16 protein-coding genes are annotated in these 15,632 nt (G+C 29.2%); 8 read left to right on the top strand and 8 right to left on the bottom strand.

What is annotated here, in order from left to right; all coding sequences use genetic code 11:
• Window positions 1-6: 6 nt before the first annotated feature.
• Window positions 7-915, bottom strand: a complete 909-nt coding sequence (locus RYK99_RS03580; protein ID WP_314990195.1) for a YitT family protein — start codon at window positions 913-915, stop codon at window positions 7-9.
• Between the two features lie 175 nt (window positions 916-1,090).
• Between RYK99_RS03580 and pssA the strand changes: the two genes are divergently transcribed.
• Together pssA and RYK99_RS03570 are read left to right on the top strand one after the other, a co-directional pair.
• Window positions 1,091-1,609 carry a CDP-diacylglycerol--serine O-phosphatidyltransferase gene (gene pssA / locus RYK99_RS03575; protein ID WP_003147165.1) on the top strand — a complete coding sequence of 173 codons (519 nt, stop codon included), beginning with the start codon at window positions 1,091-1,093 and terminating at the stop codon, window positions 1,607-1,609.
• Window positions 1,610-1,820: 211 nt separating this feature from the next.
• A complete protein-coding gene (locus RYK99_RS03570; RefSeq protein ID WP_314990193.1) occupies window positions 1,821-3,077 on the top strand; it encodes a peptidoglycan bridge formation glycyltransferase FemA/FemB family protein in 1,257 nt (418 codons plus the stop codon).
• 36 nt (window positions 3,078-3,113) lie between these two features.
• On the opposite strand, the gene clpP is transcribed toward RYK99_RS03570, so the two are convergent.
• Entirely contained in the window at window positions 3,114-3,761 is a 648-nt protein-coding gene (gene clpP, locus RYK99_RS03565; RefSeq protein ID WP_102169953.1) for an ATP-dependent Clp endopeptidase proteolytic subunit ClpP, read from the bottom strand.
• A 166-nt stretch (window positions 3,762-3,927) separates the two neighbouring features.
• Entirely contained in the window at window positions 3,928-4,806 is an 879-nt protein-coding gene (locus tag RYK99_RS03560) for a YitT family protein (protein ID WP_314990190.1), read from the bottom strand.
• A gap of 222 nt (window positions 4,807-5,028) precedes the next feature.
• On the opposite strand from RYK99_RS03560, the gene cysS reads away from it, so the two are divergent.
• Genes cysS through RYK99_RS03535 form a run of 5 tightly spaced genes read left to right on the top strand, consistent with a single transcriptional unit; the run spans window position 5,029 to window position 8,620 of the window.
• Entirely contained in the window at window positions 5,029-6,426 is a 1,398-nt protein-coding gene (cysS, locus tag RYK99_RS03555; protein WP_314990189.1) for a cysteine--tRNA ligase, read from the top strand.
• On the top strand, window positions 6,411-6,842 hold the full coding sequence (locus RYK99_RS03550; protein WP_003147172.1) for a Mini-ribonuclease 3: 432 nt from the start codon (window positions 6,411-6,413) through the stop codon (window positions 6,840-6,842). The genes cysS and RYK99_RS03550 overlap by 16 nt, the downstream gene beginning before the upstream one ends.
• Window positions 6,826-7,641: a 23S rRNA (guanosine(2251)-2'-O)-methyltransferase RlmB gene (gene rlmB, locus RYK99_RS03545; protein ID WP_314990186.1), complete on the top strand. Its 816-nt coding sequence runs from the start codon at window positions 6,826-6,828 to the stop codon at window positions 7,639-7,641. Before RYK99_RS03550 ends, rlmB begins: the two co-directional genes overlap by 17 nt.
• Complete coding sequence (locus tag RYK99_RS03540; RefSeq protein WP_314990184.1) at window positions 7,634-8,074, top strand: GNAT family N-acetyltransferase; 441 nt, start codon at window positions 7,634-7,636, stop codon at window positions 8,072-8,074. The genes rlmB and RYK99_RS03540 overlap by 8 nt, the downstream gene beginning before the upstream one ends.
• 21 nt (window positions 8,075-8,095) lie before the next feature.
• Window positions 8,096-8,620: an NYN domain-containing protein gene (locus RYK99_RS03535; RefSeq protein WP_314990182.1), complete on the top strand. Its 525-nt coding sequence runs from the start codon at window positions 8,096-8,098 to the stop codon at window positions 8,618-8,620.
• 86 nt (window positions 8,621-8,706) lie between these two features.
• Here RYK99_RS03535 and RYK99_RS03530 read toward each other — a convergent pair whose 3' ends face one another.
• Complete coding sequence (locus RYK99_RS03530) at window positions 8,707-9,450, bottom strand: hypothetical protein (RefSeq protein ID WP_314990180.1); 744 nt, start codon at window positions 9,448-9,450, stop codon at window positions 8,707-8,709.
• Between the two features lie 96 nt (window positions 9,451-9,546).
• On the bottom strand, window positions 9,547-10,899 hold the full coding sequence (gene gorA, locus RYK99_RS03525) for a glutathione-disulfide reductase (protein ID WP_314990178.1): 1,353 nt from the start codon (window positions 10,897-10,899) through the stop codon (window positions 9,547-9,549).
• A gap of 246 nt (window positions 10,900-11,145) precedes the next feature.
• Here gorA and RYK99_RS03520 point away from each other — a divergent pair, with 246 nt between their 5' ends.
• The gene (locus RYK99_RS03520) at window positions 11,146-11,472 is read left to right on the top strand and encodes a thioredoxin family protein (RefSeq protein ID WP_314990176.1); all 327 of its coding nucleotides are present in this window, start codon (window positions 11,146-11,148) and stop codon (window positions 11,470-11,472) included.
• Window positions 11,473-11,521: 49 nt separating this feature from the next.
• Here the strand turns inward: RYK99_RS03520 and RYK99_RS03515 are convergent, their stop codons facing one another.
• The 3 genes from RYK99_RS03515 to RYK99_RS03505 form a co-directional block, all read right to left on the bottom strand.
• Entirely contained in the window at window positions 11,522-13,687 is a 2,166-nt protein-coding gene (locus tag RYK99_RS03515; protein WP_314990174.1) for a hypothetical protein, read from the bottom strand.
• Window positions 13,688-13,920: 233 nt separating this feature from the next.
• On the bottom strand, window positions 13,921-14,217 hold the full coding sequence (locus RYK99_RS03510) for a DNA topoisomerase IV subunit A (RefSeq protein ID WP_003147189.1): 297 nt from the start codon (window positions 14,215-14,217) through the stop codon (window positions 13,921-13,923).
• A gap of 72 nt (window positions 14,218-14,289) precedes the next feature.
• On the bottom strand, window positions 14,290-15,552 hold the full coding sequence (locus RYK99_RS03505) for a competence/damage-inducible protein A (RefSeq protein ID WP_314990172.1): 1,263 nt from the start codon (window positions 15,550-15,552) through the stop codon (window positions 14,290-14,292).
• Window positions 15,553-15,632: the final 80 nt, after the last annotated feature.

Below are 15,632 nucleotides of genomic sequence, written 5' to 3'. Positions count from 1 at the left end.
TCTTTTTTATAATTTGTTTTTAAACGATAATCTCGTTTTCTTCGGTTGATCAAAACTGAATCCTTCACCAATAATATCATGAACTTCGGTGATTGTTACAAACGCCCGTGGGTCAATATTATAAACGATAGATTTCACTTTCCCTATCTCATTTCTAGAGACTACACAATATCCTATATTTAAATCTTTCTTAGAATAACTTCCCTGACCTTTAATATATGTCAAACCTCGATTCATATCATCTTGAATTCGTTTAGTTATTAATTCAATCTCTGATGAAACAATCATTACTCCTTTTCCAGGAACACCACCTTCAACAACATAGTCAATCATTTTAGTACAAATGAAAATATAAATTAATGTATATAATATCGCAGGAAAACTTTTAACCACTACAAATGTTAAAGCTATAATTACTCCATCAAGAACTTGAATTATTCTACCGATTGAACTTCCTGTATAAAGTTGAATAATCTTAGCTACGATATCTACTCCCCCAGTTGTTCCACCCGCTAAAAAGACTATTCCAAGACCAATACCAGCAAGTATTCCCCCAAAAACAGAAGCAAGTAATCTATCCCCACCTATATCAATAGCGATATTATATTTTTCAAATACTCCTATCCAAAAAGTTAGCATGAAAATACCATATACAGTATATAACATAGTTTTCTTATCTAACATTTTATAACCGATTACTAATAAAGGTATATTCACCAAAATTGTCCCAATAGAAACCGGTAGTCCAATTGCATATAATAATAACAGCGCTATCCCTGTTCCTCCACCTTCTGCAAGTTTATTTGGAACATTAAAATGCATAATCGCAAAAGAATAAATTGCACATCCAAAAGAAATAATAAGCAATTCTTTTATTATCTTCATTAAATTTAAATTTTTAAAATTCTTTTCCATAGTACACCTCCCAAAATTCAACTGTACTCTAATTATAACAGTTTATTTCAGGATAAACAACACCGTACTTATATAAATTTTCTAACTTTAATTATTATAAATTTTATATTTTCTTAGACATTATTTTAAATTTGTACTATAATTATAATATCAATATTGGAGGTTGACTTTTAAAATGAATAAAAACTTCATACCAAATTATCTTACCTTATGTAATATATTTTGTGGATTCATGTCGATTTTGACTACATCACACGGATATTTCATTTGGGGAACTGTCTTTATTATATTAGCCATGCTTGCAGACAGATACGATGGTATCGTTGCAAGAAAACTTGGTGTTGTTTCTGAAATTGGTCACGATTTAGATTCATTATGTGACGTAGTTAGTTTTGGAGTTGCACCAGCTATGCTTGTTTTTGAAATATTTGTTACTACTGAAAAACCATCAGCTATTCTAACAACAATAGTTGCAATAATTTGCGGAGTATACGTATGTTGCGGTGCTTATCGTTTAGCCAGATTCAACGTTACAAAAATGAAAAATGGATACTACCAAGGTGTTCCTATCACAACGTGCGGAACAATTCTTGCTATTATCGCACCGATAAAATTACCAAGCATTGCTACGTTAATCTTAGTAATATTATGTTCTTATCTAATGGTAAGTAATTTAAAAATTAAGAAAATATAAAAAAAAGGTTGTAATTGTTTTTAACTAATTACAACCTTTTTTGATTTAGATCGATTATTTGTATGAATTCAAAATTATTATACACTATAATTGATTTACTTTTACCCCCATATCAGTTTAATTACAGTATATTACTTTTTTTTTTCTAAAATTTGTTATATAATCGTATAAGTAATTTTGAAAATAAACATATTAAAAAGGAGATTTCAAGATGATATTTACCGAAATTAATAGTGAGGAACTCCAACAATTTCAAAAAGAAAATAACCACCGTTATTTTTTCCCTCAGTCAGCTGAATATAATTTCATGACAAATAATAGCAATAATAGTTTAAAAACTAAAATTTTAGCAGTTAAAGAAAATAATAAAATCTTAGCTTATGGAACTTTCATTTATTTTCAGTATAAAAAATTCTTTTATAAGGTGACTGCTCAATTTGGTCCAATTATGAATTATTCAAATATTGAACTAGTAAAATTCTATATGACAGAATTAAAAAAATACTTTGCTAAAGATCTTCGCGTACTTTCTGTAAGGGTGAATCCTTTTATAAACGAGAAATATTTCAAAGATATTGAATATATTACTGAAAATCAAGATGCTAAAAAAGTCGCAAAAATTTTGAATGATTTAAATTACATCCCTATGAATGCTGACTTGTTTACAAATCCAACATTACCTCCCCGTTGTATATTTTCTAAATCATTAGATGAAAACATAACAGAATCTAATTTATTAAAAAATATATCTCAAATTGCTCGTTATACTATAAATAGAACTATTAAAGAAGGTGTATTAGTACGAGAAATAGATATTTTTAATGAGAATGATGCTAAAATTTTTGATGAAATAAATCGTGCCACAGAAAATAGAATTAATTTTGAAATTCGTGACAATACATACTTTAAATCACTTAAAAATAATATTGGTGAAAAAGCACGTTATCTTATTTCTTACATTGATTGCGATCAATTTATAGAAACTACTACAAACACGATAGCTGCTCTTGAAAAAGAACATGATGACTTAAAAGAAAAACTAGATCAAGGTAAAGTTAACGCTAAAAAGGCAACAAATCGTTTAAAGGAATTTGATGAAAATATTGGAATTTGGTATAAAAAAATTGAAAAAATAAAAGAACTAAAATCAGAAAATGGAAATATTATTAATTTATCATGTGCAAGTTTCATCGAATCAGGACAAGATTTAATATACTTCACTAGTGGAGCAATCAGTAAGTTCCACCGTTATGAAGGACCATATGCTATATTATTCCATATGATGAAATATGCAATAAATAATAACTTTAAATATTTCAATTTCTTCGGTACCTCAAAAGATTTCACTTCTGAAACAGCAAGTGACTACGGTGTTCTTCAATTTAAACGTAATTTCAATGGTAATATAGAATACTTTATGGATAATTACGAGTTTCGTAACGCTATTGGAAAAATTTGGAAAATATAAAAGGAATTGGGTTACCTGCCCAATTCCTTTTTTTATTTATTCTGATTTTTTAGCAACTTTTTTCGTAGCTTTTTTTGGTTTCTCTTTTTTTTGTGGTTTATTATTTTCTGGATACATCACTTTATCAACTAATCCATATTCACATGCTTCTTCAGCAGTTAAGTAATTATCACGTTCTGTATCACGTTCAATAGCTTTAATAGTTTGTCCAGTTCTATCTGCTAAAATTTTATTTAATTTTTCGCGAGTTCTTAAAATGTGTTTAGCTGCTATTTCAATTTCAGTTGCTTGACCTTGCGCTCCACCTAATGGTTGGTGAATCATTACTTCCGCATTTGGAAGTGCATAACGTTTACCAATAGTTCCTGCTGCAAGTAAGAATGCTCCCATACTAGCCGCCATTCCCATACAAATAGTTACAACATCACATTTAATATGTTGCATAGTATCATAAATTGCAAATCCAGCGGTTACACTTCCCCCTGGTGAATTTATGTAAAAGTAGATATCCTTTTCACTATCTTGTGCTTCTAAAAATAAAAGTTGACTTGTTATTGAATTAGCTACTTGATCATTAACATCCGATCCTAAAATAATGATTCTATCTTTTAATAATCTTGAATAAATATCATAAGCTCTTTCTCCTTGAGAAGTTTGCTCAATTACTGTAGGAATTAAATTCATTTTCTTACCTCCTAATTTTCTTTTCACTTGTTATTATATATCAAATATGGTCAATTATCAACTTATTTCCCCTTTTAAACTCTTCTTTATTTTCTATAAATTCTCTACTGATTTATAATAAATACGGTTCAAAAACAACTGTTTTCAAACCGTAATTTTATTTATTTTATAACCTATATGAATGTTCTTTAAAATTACCTACAATAGTATTAACTGCAGTTACTGTAATAAACGCCTCTGGACAATTTTTTGCTACTAATTGTCTTAAAAGATGCATCTCATTTTGTTGAATAACTACGATAATCATTCGTTTTTTCTCATGAGAGTATCCGCCTTCTACATCCATTATAGTTGATCCTCTATGTAATGTGTTATTTATAACCTCTACCATGACTTCAGGATTTCTACAAATAATTGTACATTGAATATAAGCAGAGAAGAATTTTTGAACACCCTTCATCGTCTGATTACGCACAAAACTCATAACCAATGCATACATTACATATTTAATATCAAAAAACATCCACACTATTGTATATATTGTTATATCTTGTATTAGAAAAACTGTTGGTAGATTATATTTGAACTGCTTAGTAATAAACTTACCTGTTATATCCGTTCCACCCGTTGAAGCTCCAGCAACCAACAGACAGCACATTGCTAATCCCGAAATAATTCCACAGAAGATTGCTGCTACAAGCGAATCTCCAAGGTTAACAGGAGTTATTATCTTAGGTAAATTGTTAATTAAAAAAGATGAGATACTAATTACTAATCCTGTTAGTATTACAAATTTTCTTCCTATATATTTATAACCTAAATAAAATAATGGAACATTTAAAACAAATTGTGCAGTCCCTATTTTTATCCCAGTTATTTTATTAATTACTAAACTTAATCCTAATGCACCACCCGCACCAATATTATTAACAGGTATTAACAATCCAGCATAAATTGAGAATAATACTGTTCCTAGTATTATTAGAAATATATCTTTTGATTGTTTATGTTGATCAGTCGTATAAATCGTATCCGATAATTTCATGTTATCCTTATCCTTTATTTTTTATCCACTATATATTTTAATACAAATTAAATTTTAAAACAATTAAAAATCAACTATCTCTAATGAAATATCAATAAATAATTCATTTTATCAACATTTTGTGTTAAAATTTAAGTAATAGATTTTTCTAATTATTAAAAAATTGAGAATTTTGGGAGTACATCACTTACATATTTGCCCCCAATTAAAAAGGAGCTATTTATGATTAAACTCTATAATACATTGACAAAACAAAAAGAAATTTTAAAAACAATAGAAGAAAATAAAGTACGAATGTATGTTTGTGGACCGACTGTATACAATTATATTCATATCGGTAATGCACGTCCTATTATCGTCTTTGATGTTGTACGAAAATATTTAGAACATAGTGGATACGAAGTAGATTTCATCTCTAACTTTACTGACGTTGATGACAAGATTATTAAAGCAAGTAATGAAGAAGAAATTTCTACTAGTGAACTTACAGATAAGTACATCAATGCTTTCTTTAAAGATTACGATGCATTAGGATGTAAAAGAGCAACGAAAAATCCTCGAGTTACAGAATATATGCAAGAAATAATCAAATTCATAGCTAAATTAGTTGAAGAAGGATTTGCTTATGAAGCAGAAGGTGATGTTTATTTCAGAACTCGTAAAAAAGAAGACTACGGAAAATTAAGTAAACAATCTATCGATGATTTAATTAGTGGTGCTCGTATTGAAGTTGGAGAACACAAAGAAGATCCCCTGGACTTCGCGCTATGGAAAAAAGCTAAACCTGGTGAAGTAAAATGGGATAGCCCATTTGGAGAAGGTCGTCCAGGTTGGCATATCGAATGTTCTGTTATGGCTAAAGAAACACTAGGTGAAACAATCGATATCCACGCTGGTGGCCAAGATTTAACATTCCCTCACCATGAGAACGAAATTGCACAATCAGAATGTCATAACCATGCACCATTTAGTAATTATTGGATGCACAATGCTTTCATCAATATTGATAATGTTAAAATGAGTAAAAGTTTAGGAAACTTCCGTTTAGTAAAAGATATTGTTGCTGAAATCGATCCTATGGTACTACGCTTGTTCATGTTGACAGTTCACTATAGAACTCCAATTAACTACACATTAGAAAACATTGAACTTGCAAAAACAAACTATGAAAAAATTAAAACTTCATATCAAAATCTACAATTCAGATTAAATAACGAAATGACTGAAGAAAAATTAGATACAGAAGTTGTAACATTAGTTACAGCAGAACTAAATAAATTTGAAGAATATATGCAGGATGATTTCAACACAGCGAATGCTCTTTCTTCATGGTATGAAATCGTAAGAATATCTAATTCTTATACAGCAAAAGAAGCTGTTAATAAAGAAACTTTAGAACTAATAAACGCTGCATTTGAAACATATAGTTCAATTCTTGGAATAAATGTAAAAGAAGATAATACACTTGATAATGAACACATCGAAGGCTTAATAGCTGAACGTGAAGCTGCTCGTAAAAACCGTGACTTCGCCTTAGCTGATAAAATCCGAGATGACTTAAAAGAACAAGGAATTATCCTAGAAGATACAAAACAAGGTGTACGATGGAAAAAAATATAACATTTAAATTTACTGAAAAAAACTTTGCTAACCCAAATCAAATGCAAGCTTTAACACTTGCCTATATTGGAGATAGTATTTACGATATTATGAGTAGAGAATATGTTATGAAAAATCATTTAGGAAAAATAAATGATCTTCATAAAACAGTTTCTACAATCGTATCTGCAAGAGCCCAAGCAAGTTTTATGGAAAACATACTAAGTAATGGGATATTAACTGAACAAGAAGAAAAAATTTATAACCGTGCAAAAAATCAAAAAAACAACTCTAAAGCAAAAAATGCAAGTATTATGGAGTATAAACTTGCTACAGGTTTAGAAGCTGTATTCGGTTATTTATATTTAGAAAAAAACTTTGAAAGATTGGAGGAAATGTTTAACTACATAATTAGACTATATGAAGAAAAACAATAAACACTATAAAGAACTAAGACTAAAAAATAAAGAACAAAAATCTCAAGTTCAAACTCCTGAGGTTGATTTAGATAAAGAAGTAATTGCTGGTCGTAACGCTATACTAGAAGCAATTAAATCAGGACGCGAAATTAATAAGATTTTATTCCAAGAAGGTATTGAAAAAGGAAGATTAAAATCTATCTTCTCCATCGCAAATGAGAAAAAAATCATTTGTCAAGAAGTTCCAAAACGCAAATTAGATAACTCAACTACTGAACGTCACCAGGGTGTTATCGCCTATGTAGCACCTTATTCTTATTTTGAACTTGATGAAGTAGTAAATAATCTAGAAATTAATAAAGATACTACCCTACTTATTTTAGATCATATTGAAGATCCACATAACCTTGGAGCGATTATTAGAACTGCTGAAGCAAGTGGTGTTAAAGCAATAATCATCCCTAAACGTCGTGCTGCTGTAGTTAGTCAAACTGCAGTTAAAGCATCTGCCGGGGCAATTGAACATATGCCTGTTATTCGCGTTTCAAATTTAACTGACGCTATTAAAAAATTAAAAGAAAAAGGATTTTGGATTGCTGGAACAACATTAACTGAACGTTCTGAAGATTATACAAAAATCGCAAAAGATGTACCTTTAGCTATCGTTATTGGTAACGAAGGTGAAGGTATGAGCAAAGTTGTTACTAACGAATGTGATTTCTTATATCACCTACCAATGTTAGGAAAAATACAGAGCTTAAATGCCTCTGTAGCAGCTGGAATCATTATGTATGAAAGAATAAAATCTAATGATTAAAATATTAAGTTCTAAAGAAGAGATTAACCTTGGGTTTGCTCTTCGAATTGAAGTATTCGTTAAAGAACAAAATGTTCCAGTAGAACTTGAACTTGATGAAAAAGATCATAGCAAAAATACGATTCATATTGGATATTTTGATAACAATAAACTTATCGGCGTTGCACGTCTTATAGATATGGATAAAGACGTTATTCACATCGGACGTGTCGCTATTGATAAACATTACCGTGGGCGTGGAATCGGCCATGAACTTATTATTGGATGCGAAAATATCGCACAGAAAATTTTAAAAAGAAAAATAATTATCGAACTAAGTGCTCAAATACAAGCTGAAAAATTTTACGAATCATTAGGTTATAATCGAGTTAATGATACAATCTATTTAGACGCTGGTATTGAGCATGTAGATATGAGGAAAGAAACTAATTAAATTATCAAAGGAGGACTTTTTATGAAGAAACAATATTTATTTATTGATGGTTATAATTTACTTTTTCGTATGAAAGAATATGACTTAATAAAAAGCTCTACCTTTCCTACCGAACGAGATATTCTAATTGATATGCTTCGCGAGTATGCAGGTGGTAATAATTATATCGTTTACTGCGTATTCGACGCTTATCTAACTCGTTCAAAAGAATATATTAAAAAAGAACCACCTATCACTATTGTTTATACAAAAACTGGTGAAAGAGCTGACCAATGGATAGAAAGAAAAACTCGAGAATTAAGAATCAATCACTTCATCGATATAATAGTTGTAAGTGACGATCATGATGAACGTGACACTACTCTTGGCTACGGAGCGATTTTACGTGATTGTCATATGTTTATAAAAGAGTTAAAAGATAGAAAACAAAATGTTTCTAAAATAACAAAAAATCACAATTCACGAGAATTAAAAAATAGACATATCCGCATGAGTGATAACGATAGAAAAAAACTAGAAAATTTCATAAAAAATGGTAGATTCTAAATATAAAAATAAAGAGATGGACTTATTAAAAATCCATCTCTAATTTTAATATTTTGTTTAATATTTTGAAAAATTCCTTCTCAAATCTAACTAAAGCTAATTTCAATTTTCCCTTTTTCTGTTACTGCTGTTATCTGTTTATCTTTAATTTCTTTTGTGTTTTTACTATAATTTATTTGATAATCTTGTTTATTCCCTATTATTTTAGCAAAGATATCACCAGATTCTGTTACCAAATCCATAGAATTCACTTTAGTTTCATCTACTATGATTTTTGTATTATTTTTAGTTTCAATAACAGCTTTATTTATAGTATCTTTTGTAATTTGTACCTTTTTATTATCAGTAGCGATTTTAAGATTACCTATCTCAACTCCAACAACTACTACCTCATCATTACTATTAATAATTAAATTTTCTACATTTACATCAAATATTTTAGAAGTAGCACCTTTATTCTCTACAGTAATACTTTTATACATTTTTTTAGGAAGATATACATTAAGGCTATTATCACCTAATTCCTCTGCGAAAGCAGTAATATCTAATAAATTATTATCAATAGAATACTTATAATTTCCTTTGTACTTTCCTTGTATTAAAATCGTCTCATTATCGTGATAATAAACTTTAACATTGTTTTTCAATGTGTTAATTTTAATACTATCTATCCCTTTCTTCCCAATCCATTCACTAAAGACTTTATTAGAAGATTCTTCAGAAATATTTTTTTCTTGCTTATTATTTGTATCTTTACTGAATCTCACACAACCTGTGGCAATCGGCACAGTGAATATTCCAATAATTATTGTTTTTAATATTTTTTTCATAATAATCCCCTCCTATGTTCAGAATACTCCTATAAAAATATAATGTCAAGAAAAAAATGATTGACCTAGGGAAAGGCCAATCATTTTTTTATAAAATTATCTCATTGTTACGAATTCTTCAGAGCCTGTTGGGTGAATAGCTACTGTATTATCGAAATCACGTTTTGTTGCTCCCATTTTAATAGCAACAGCAAAACCTTGAATCATTTCATCTACACCATAGCCAATTCCATGTAATCCTACAACTTTCTCCTCTTTACCAAGAGTAATAAGTTTCATAAAACATGGTTGTCTGTGGCTAGTTATTGCTGAATACATTGGAGTAAATGAAGATTTATAAACTTTAATGTTTTCTTCACCAAATTCTTTAATAGCTTGTTCTTCTGTATATCCAATAGAACCAATCGCTGGGTGTGAGAATACTACTGTAGCAACGTTAGTATAATCTAAGTGCTCTTCAGGTTTATTATTAAATAATCTTTCTGATAATCTACGTCCTGCAGCAACTGCAACCGGAGTTAACGCTAAGCGCCCTGTTACATCACCTACTGCATAAATTCCTTCTACATTAGTATTTTGGAATTTATCTGTAGGAATAAATCCACGTTCATCAAGTTCTACTCCTGCAGCTTCTAAATTAAGATTTTCAGTTAATGGTTTTCTACCAATTGCCCAAATTAATAAGTCAACTGTAGTTTCACGTCCATCTTCAAGCACTAAAGTAACGCTGTCATCGTCGTTTTTCACAACTTTTTTAGGAATAGCATTTGTGTGAAGAGTTGGTCCTTCTTCATTTATAACTTTTACTAAAGTATCTACTATATCTCTATCAAAAGTTCTCAAAGGACGATCACGACGTACGAATAAATGAGTATCTACACCTAAACCGTGGAATACACCAGCAAGTTCAACCGCGATATATCCCGCACCAACTACTGCGATACGTTTTGGTAATTGTTTTAATGCAAAAACTTCATTAGATGTAACACCATACTCTGCTCCCTCAACATTAGGAATAGTTGGTTGTCCACCAGTTGCTATTAAAATATGATCTGCTGTATATTGTTCACCATTTACCTCAACTGTATTTTTGTTAACAAATTTAGCATATCCTCTTACTAAATCTACTTTGTTATTATTTAATCCACGTTCATAAGAACCATGAATTCTATCAATGTATGCTGAACGATTACCTACTAATTTAGAAAAATCAAATTCTAAATTTTCAAAACTAAATCCGTAGTCATTAGCATATGATTTTAAACTCTCAGAGATTTGTGACGCATGCCACATAACTTTTTTAGGAACACATCCAACATTTACACATGTTCCCCCTAATTCATTTCCTTCTATTAACAATCCTTTTACACCGTACATTGCAGCTCGGTTAATTGAAGCTATTCCTCCGCTTCCTCCACCAATCGCAATATAATCATAATGTTTTGCCATGTTTTCACCTCTATAATATTGTATAGCTTTTATCAACTAAAGATTAGCATTTATATAATTATATCACATAAATCTAATCTCTATATCACATATTATGCAACATTTAACAATTAAATTCAATATATATGCTTACATTTGTAATCAAAATTGAAAATGAAAACTTAAACTGAAAATTAGAAGCTAAGCATTCTCCATGCTAACAATTAATTTTTGTGATATAATCTTAGTCATAAATGAGGTGATTATATGTTTAATTATATAGAAAAATTAAATTCTATAGAACAATTTAAAGTATTGAAAGAAGAAAATGAAAAGATTGTCTTTGTATTTTCTGCAACATGGTGTCCAGATTGCATCATGTTAGATCGTTACTTAGAAGAAACGATGAACAAGTTTCCTGAAATAAAATTCATCTACGTTAATCGTGATGATTATCCAGAAATAGCTCAAGCTCTTGATATTTTTGGTATTCCTTCTTTTGTAGGTTACAAAAATAATGTAGAAGTTAGTCGATTCGTATCAAGACTAGCTAAAACTCAAAAAGAAGTAGAAGAATTTTTAGAGAAAATTTAGTCTACATAAAAAATAAGGCTTAGCGCATGTACGCTGAGCCTTATTTCTACTACCTTAAGTAATACAATGGTCCTAAAATTTTTCTAATATTTTCTGTTGATTCAAATTTTATATCCAATGCATCATCAACAGTTTTTATTTTATTATTTTCTATCATCTCTTCAAGTGAAGATGGAACTACACTTAATTTAAATACTGGTGTTATCTTTAAATCTGATGTAGGTACAACATTATATAAATCATTTTCTTGAATTTCTTGACCTGCAAATATTTCTCTAGTACCTTTGTCCATATTTACTTTTACAGTTTTATTTGCTGTAAAATGAGATAATGAGTAACCTGATCTAGGAACTACTAGTATTTTATTATTTTTTGTAGCATCACCTATACTATTGAATTCATCGACACGTAGTATATTAGTTGAATCTTTTGAAAAATTAATATTACCAGTAAAAGTATTTTCAAATTCTACATTAAATAACTTTCTGTAGATTGCATTAAATTCAATATCTTTACCTTTTTCAGTTACAACTGCACCTAACTCGTTAGTTTGAAGGAGTTTATTTTTAGATACTCTAATTTTCTCAGAATTTTCTCCAGCAATTAAATAATCACCATTCGCCTGCCATCCTAAAAATTCTTGATCCGTAACTCCTATAGCCGTAGGTAAATTAGCCATACTATCTATTCTTGAACCAACTAGCACATCTTGACCATCTGATAAAAATTTATCTATTCCTCTTCCTACGAATTTGACATTAACCCATTCACTTTCTACTTTTTTAAAGTAAATTTCTAGAATAGTTTCAGAAATAATGTATTCATCATCATTTATAACTTTTTTATTAGATCTAAATAGTACTTCGTATCCTGTGCTTGGTTTAATTTTTTTACGTAACTCAGATAATAATTCTCCAATTTTTTTTGTTTCAGGCCATTCTATATCTTTATCTTTAATACTCTCATCAACTTTACCAAAACGTTTATTATAATCATCTTGTCGTATTTTAAGAGTATTAACATTTTCTTTGTAATTAGCCTTAATAATAATACTATTATCAACCTTCTCCTCAGACAAGTCCTTTACATCTTTAATCTTAGAATTATCACTTGCATTATAAATAGAATAACTCTCTACATGATACTTCTCTTTACTGAAGAACTTAGTATCTATTTCACTTAATTTTTGACCAGTTAACAAAGTTACTTCTTTTTTTGAACTTCCATTATCTAATACTACCTTAGTATTATATTTAGCTTGGATTTTTATATTATTTCCTAATATCTGTGAACTCACTACCTCTTTATCATCAAGATAGAAACCAGAAAATTCATACTTATCATCTTTAGGTGTAATTTCCTTGATATCATTTTCTTTAACAAAACTTGAAAAAGTTGTTCCTTGTTTTATTAAATATTCTTTATTATCTTTTTTCAACTCAGATGGATATTCCACAGTTACTTTATTCCAATAATCTTTATCTTGAGCTAATTTTACTTCGATTTTCTTAGCTAGATAAGGTAATTCAATATTTTCCGAATTCGACTCTTTTCCATCAATTAAGATAACAGCTTTCTTGTAACTATAATATTTATCCGGGTTATAATACTGTTCAATCTCATATGGATAAACTGCAATCTTATCTTCTTGGGGAATATTTCTAAGTTCAATCTTCCTATTTACTACTTCTTTGTTACCTTCACTTACTACTAAATTAATATTTTTCTTAGTAAAATATATTTTACTAGATTTTGAATATTCTAAATTCTTAATACTGCCATTATTGTCAATATCATAAGTCATTACATTCATTATTATTCTAGTATTCGGTGCGAAAAGTTTTAGTAAACTTTTATCAACTATTTTCCCATTACCACTCTTTTTCAATGGTATTCTAAAAAGCTCATTTGGGATATTGTTACTATCTAACGAATAAAAAATTAAAAAATTATATGAATTTTTTTTATAGCTAAGTAATTCAGCATTGTATTCAAGTTCATCCATATTACTCTGAATAACACTATTTTTTATTACAGGAAGAGAATAATTTCTATTATTATTGAATATATCAAAATTAAATATATTTTCTCTAAAAACTGTATCCGTTACTGTCGTATTGTAATCTGTAAAATAATCTGCCTTAACGCTAGAATGACCAATAGTTGCCATCCCTAAACCTAGTATAGCAGACGCTATCAATTTACGATATTTCAATATTTCTCCTCCTTTCAACTGTATACTAATACTTATTATATCACATTCTTTAATAACAATTATATAAAAAATTGTTTAAATAAAACTAAATACATTTATATTCAAATATAAATCATTCCCATTAATTCGACTATTTAAAATAAACAAAATCTCTTAAACAATATAATATCATAAAATTGACCTATAAGTGAAAATAACACTTATAGGTCAACTTATTCTTTCAAAATGTTATATTAAGCTTCGCTTATATTTTCTAACATTATTTGATCATTAGATATACTAACTTCATCATATTCGTAGTCATCAGCAAAATCGTACGAATACTCCTTGTATAGGAACATCTCATTAGAGTAATCTAAGAATTCCTCTTCAGGAACAGAAAACTCTACTTCGTTATAGCTTTCATCAGCATAATCTGATAAAATTTCATCTTCATAGTCTATTTCAGTATTGAAGTCCTGGGAATATTCATCATCTTGCCCATACCTGGGATCCGGCGACTCCAAACTAGATAAGTTCATTGTATACATAATCAATCTCCTTAAATATCTTTTTTTATTAATAATATTATACAAAATAGTCCATCATTTTACAAGCAAAAACTATAGTTTTTCCAAAATATTTTTTCTAATTTCTGCGAACGCTTCAACACTTGTTCTGTAGCGAATTAATTCTCTGTCTCCTGTAAAAACTACCTCTTTTGCACTCACTTCTCCTTGAGAATAAATACCAATATACACTAATCCTACAGGTTTTCCACTTTCATCACTATTAGGACCTGCTATTCCAGTAGTAGCAACTGCAAAATCAGCACCTAATCGATTCGCTACTCCTAATACCATTTCTTTAGCTACTTCCTCACTAACAGCCCCAAATTTCTCTAGTGTTTCTTCTTTTACTCCTAAAGTATTAATTTTTGACTTGTTTGAATAACAAACTACACCTTCAAGGAATGATTCTGAAATTCCACTTTTTTCTACTAACATAGAAGAAATCTTTCCTCCAGTTAAAGACTCGGCTACTGATATAGTGAAATTATTTTCTATAAGAAGATTAGCCACCACATTATTCATTTCTGTTTGTGTTCCTGAAATATCTTCATCTCCTACAAGATATATGTACTCCCCTACTCTTTTCTCAATCTCTTTCATTTGTTCGCTTATAAGTTGTTCACATTCATTCTTATCTTCACCGCTAGCTGTTATACGAAGTAGCACTTCTCCTGTTTTAGCATAAAGTGCTAACGTAGGATTTGTTTGATTATCCATTATATCTTTAATTTTAGTTTCTAATAAAGACTCTCCTATACCATAAAATCTTACGTATTTAGATATAAAATGCTTATTACTAAATTTCTCTAAATATGGTTTTACACTTTTCTCAAACATATCACTCATTTCTCGTGGTGGTCCAGGTAATAAAATTATTCTTTTATTATTTTCCTCAATTATTATACCTGGTGCAGTTCCACAAAAGTTTTCTAATACTATTGCCCCTTCAGGAATCATTGCTTGTTTTTTATTATTTTCTGTTATAATATTTCTTCCTGATCTTGTAAGTCTTTCTAATATTTTCACCCATGAATACTCGTGGAAATAAAAATCTCTACCAAAATATTCTGCCGTACATTCTTTAGTTATATCATCATCAGTAGGTCCTAAGCCACCTGTAATAATAACCGTATCATTTTCAAAAAATGCACTCTCTAAAGTTTTAATTAATCTCTCTCGATTATCACCTACAGTTGTTTGTCTAAAAACTCCAAACCCAAGAGCCGCCAACTCTTTTGATAAATAAGCTGTATTTGTATTTACTATATCACCTAATAATAATTCAGTTCCTACTGACACTAATTCAACTCTCATAATATTCGCCTCTCAATATTTTCATTTTTTCTTTCAATTATATTCTACATCAAAACTATAAAAAAATAAATTATATAATC

It is taken from the genome of uncultured Gemella sp., assembly GCF_963537375.1.
Lineage (GTDB): Bacteria > Bacillota > Bacilli > Staphylococcales > Gemellaceae > Gemella.
The sequence above is the reverse complement of the archived record's forward strand: the minus strand, read 5'-3'. Positions and strand labels throughout refer to the sequence as shown.

What these genes read in the sequence shown, in the direction of transcription:
- pssA (WP_003147165.1), top strand. Translation starts at nt 1,091, where the DNA reads ATGAATAAAAACTTCATACCAAATTATCTTACCTTATGTAATATATTT.
- RYK99_RS03560 (WP_314990190.1), bottom strand. Translation starts at nt 4,806, where the DNA reads ATGAAATTATCGGATACGATTTATACGACTGATCAACATAAACAATCA.
- gorA (WP_314990178.1), bottom strand. Translation starts at nt 10,899, where the DNA reads ATGGCAAAACATTATGATTATATTGCGATTGGTGGAGGAAGCGGAGGA.
- RYK99_RS03580 (WP_314990195.1), bottom strand. Translation starts at nt 915, where the DNA reads ATGGAAAAGAATTTTAAAAATTTAAATTTAATGAAGATAATAAAAGAA.
- RYK99_RS03520 (WP_314990176.1), top strand. Translation starts at nt 11,146, where the DNA reads ATGTTTAATTATATAGAAAAATTAAATTCTATAGAACAATTTAAAGTA.
- RYK99_RS03530 (WP_314990180.1), bottom strand. Translation starts at nt 9,450, where the DNA reads ATGAAAAAAATATTAAAAACAATAATTATTGGAATATTCACTGTGCCG.
- RYK99_RS03510 (WP_003147189.1), bottom strand. Translation starts at nt 14,217, where the DNA reads ATGTATACAATGAACTTATCTAGTTTGGAGTCGCCGGATCCCAGGTAT.
- clpP (WP_102169953.1), bottom strand. Translation starts at nt 3,761, where the DNA reads ATGAATTTAATTCCTACAGTAATTGAGCAAACTTCTCAAGGAGAAAGA.
- cysS (WP_314990189.1), top strand. Translation starts at nt 5,029, where the DNA reads ATGATTAAACTCTATAATACATTGACAAAACAAAAAGAAATTTTAAAA.
- RYK99_RS03550 (WP_003147172.1), top strand. Translation starts at nt 6,411, where the DNA reads ATGGAAAAAAATATAACATTTAAATTTACTGAAAAAAACTTTGCTAAC.
- RYK99_RS03540 (WP_314990184.1), top strand. Translation starts at nt 7,634, where the DNA reads ATGATTAAAATATTAAGTTCTAAAGAAGAGATTAACCTTGGGTTTGCT.
- RYK99_RS03535 (WP_314990182.1), top strand. Translation starts at nt 8,096, where the DNA reads ATGAAGAAACAATATTTATTTATTGATGGTTATAATTTACTTTTTCGT.
- RYK99_RS03570 (WP_314990193.1), top strand. Translation starts at nt 1,821, where the DNA reads ATGATATTTACCGAAATTAATAGTGAGGAACTCCAACAATTTCAAAAA.
- rlmB (WP_314990186.1), top strand. Translation starts at nt 6,826, where the DNA reads ATGAAGAAAAACAATAAACACTATAAAGAACTAAGACTAAAAAATAAA.
- RYK99_RS03505 (WP_314990172.1), bottom strand. Translation starts at nt 15,552, where the DNA reads ATGAGAGTTGAATTAGTGTCAGTAGGAACTGAATTATTATTAGGTGAT.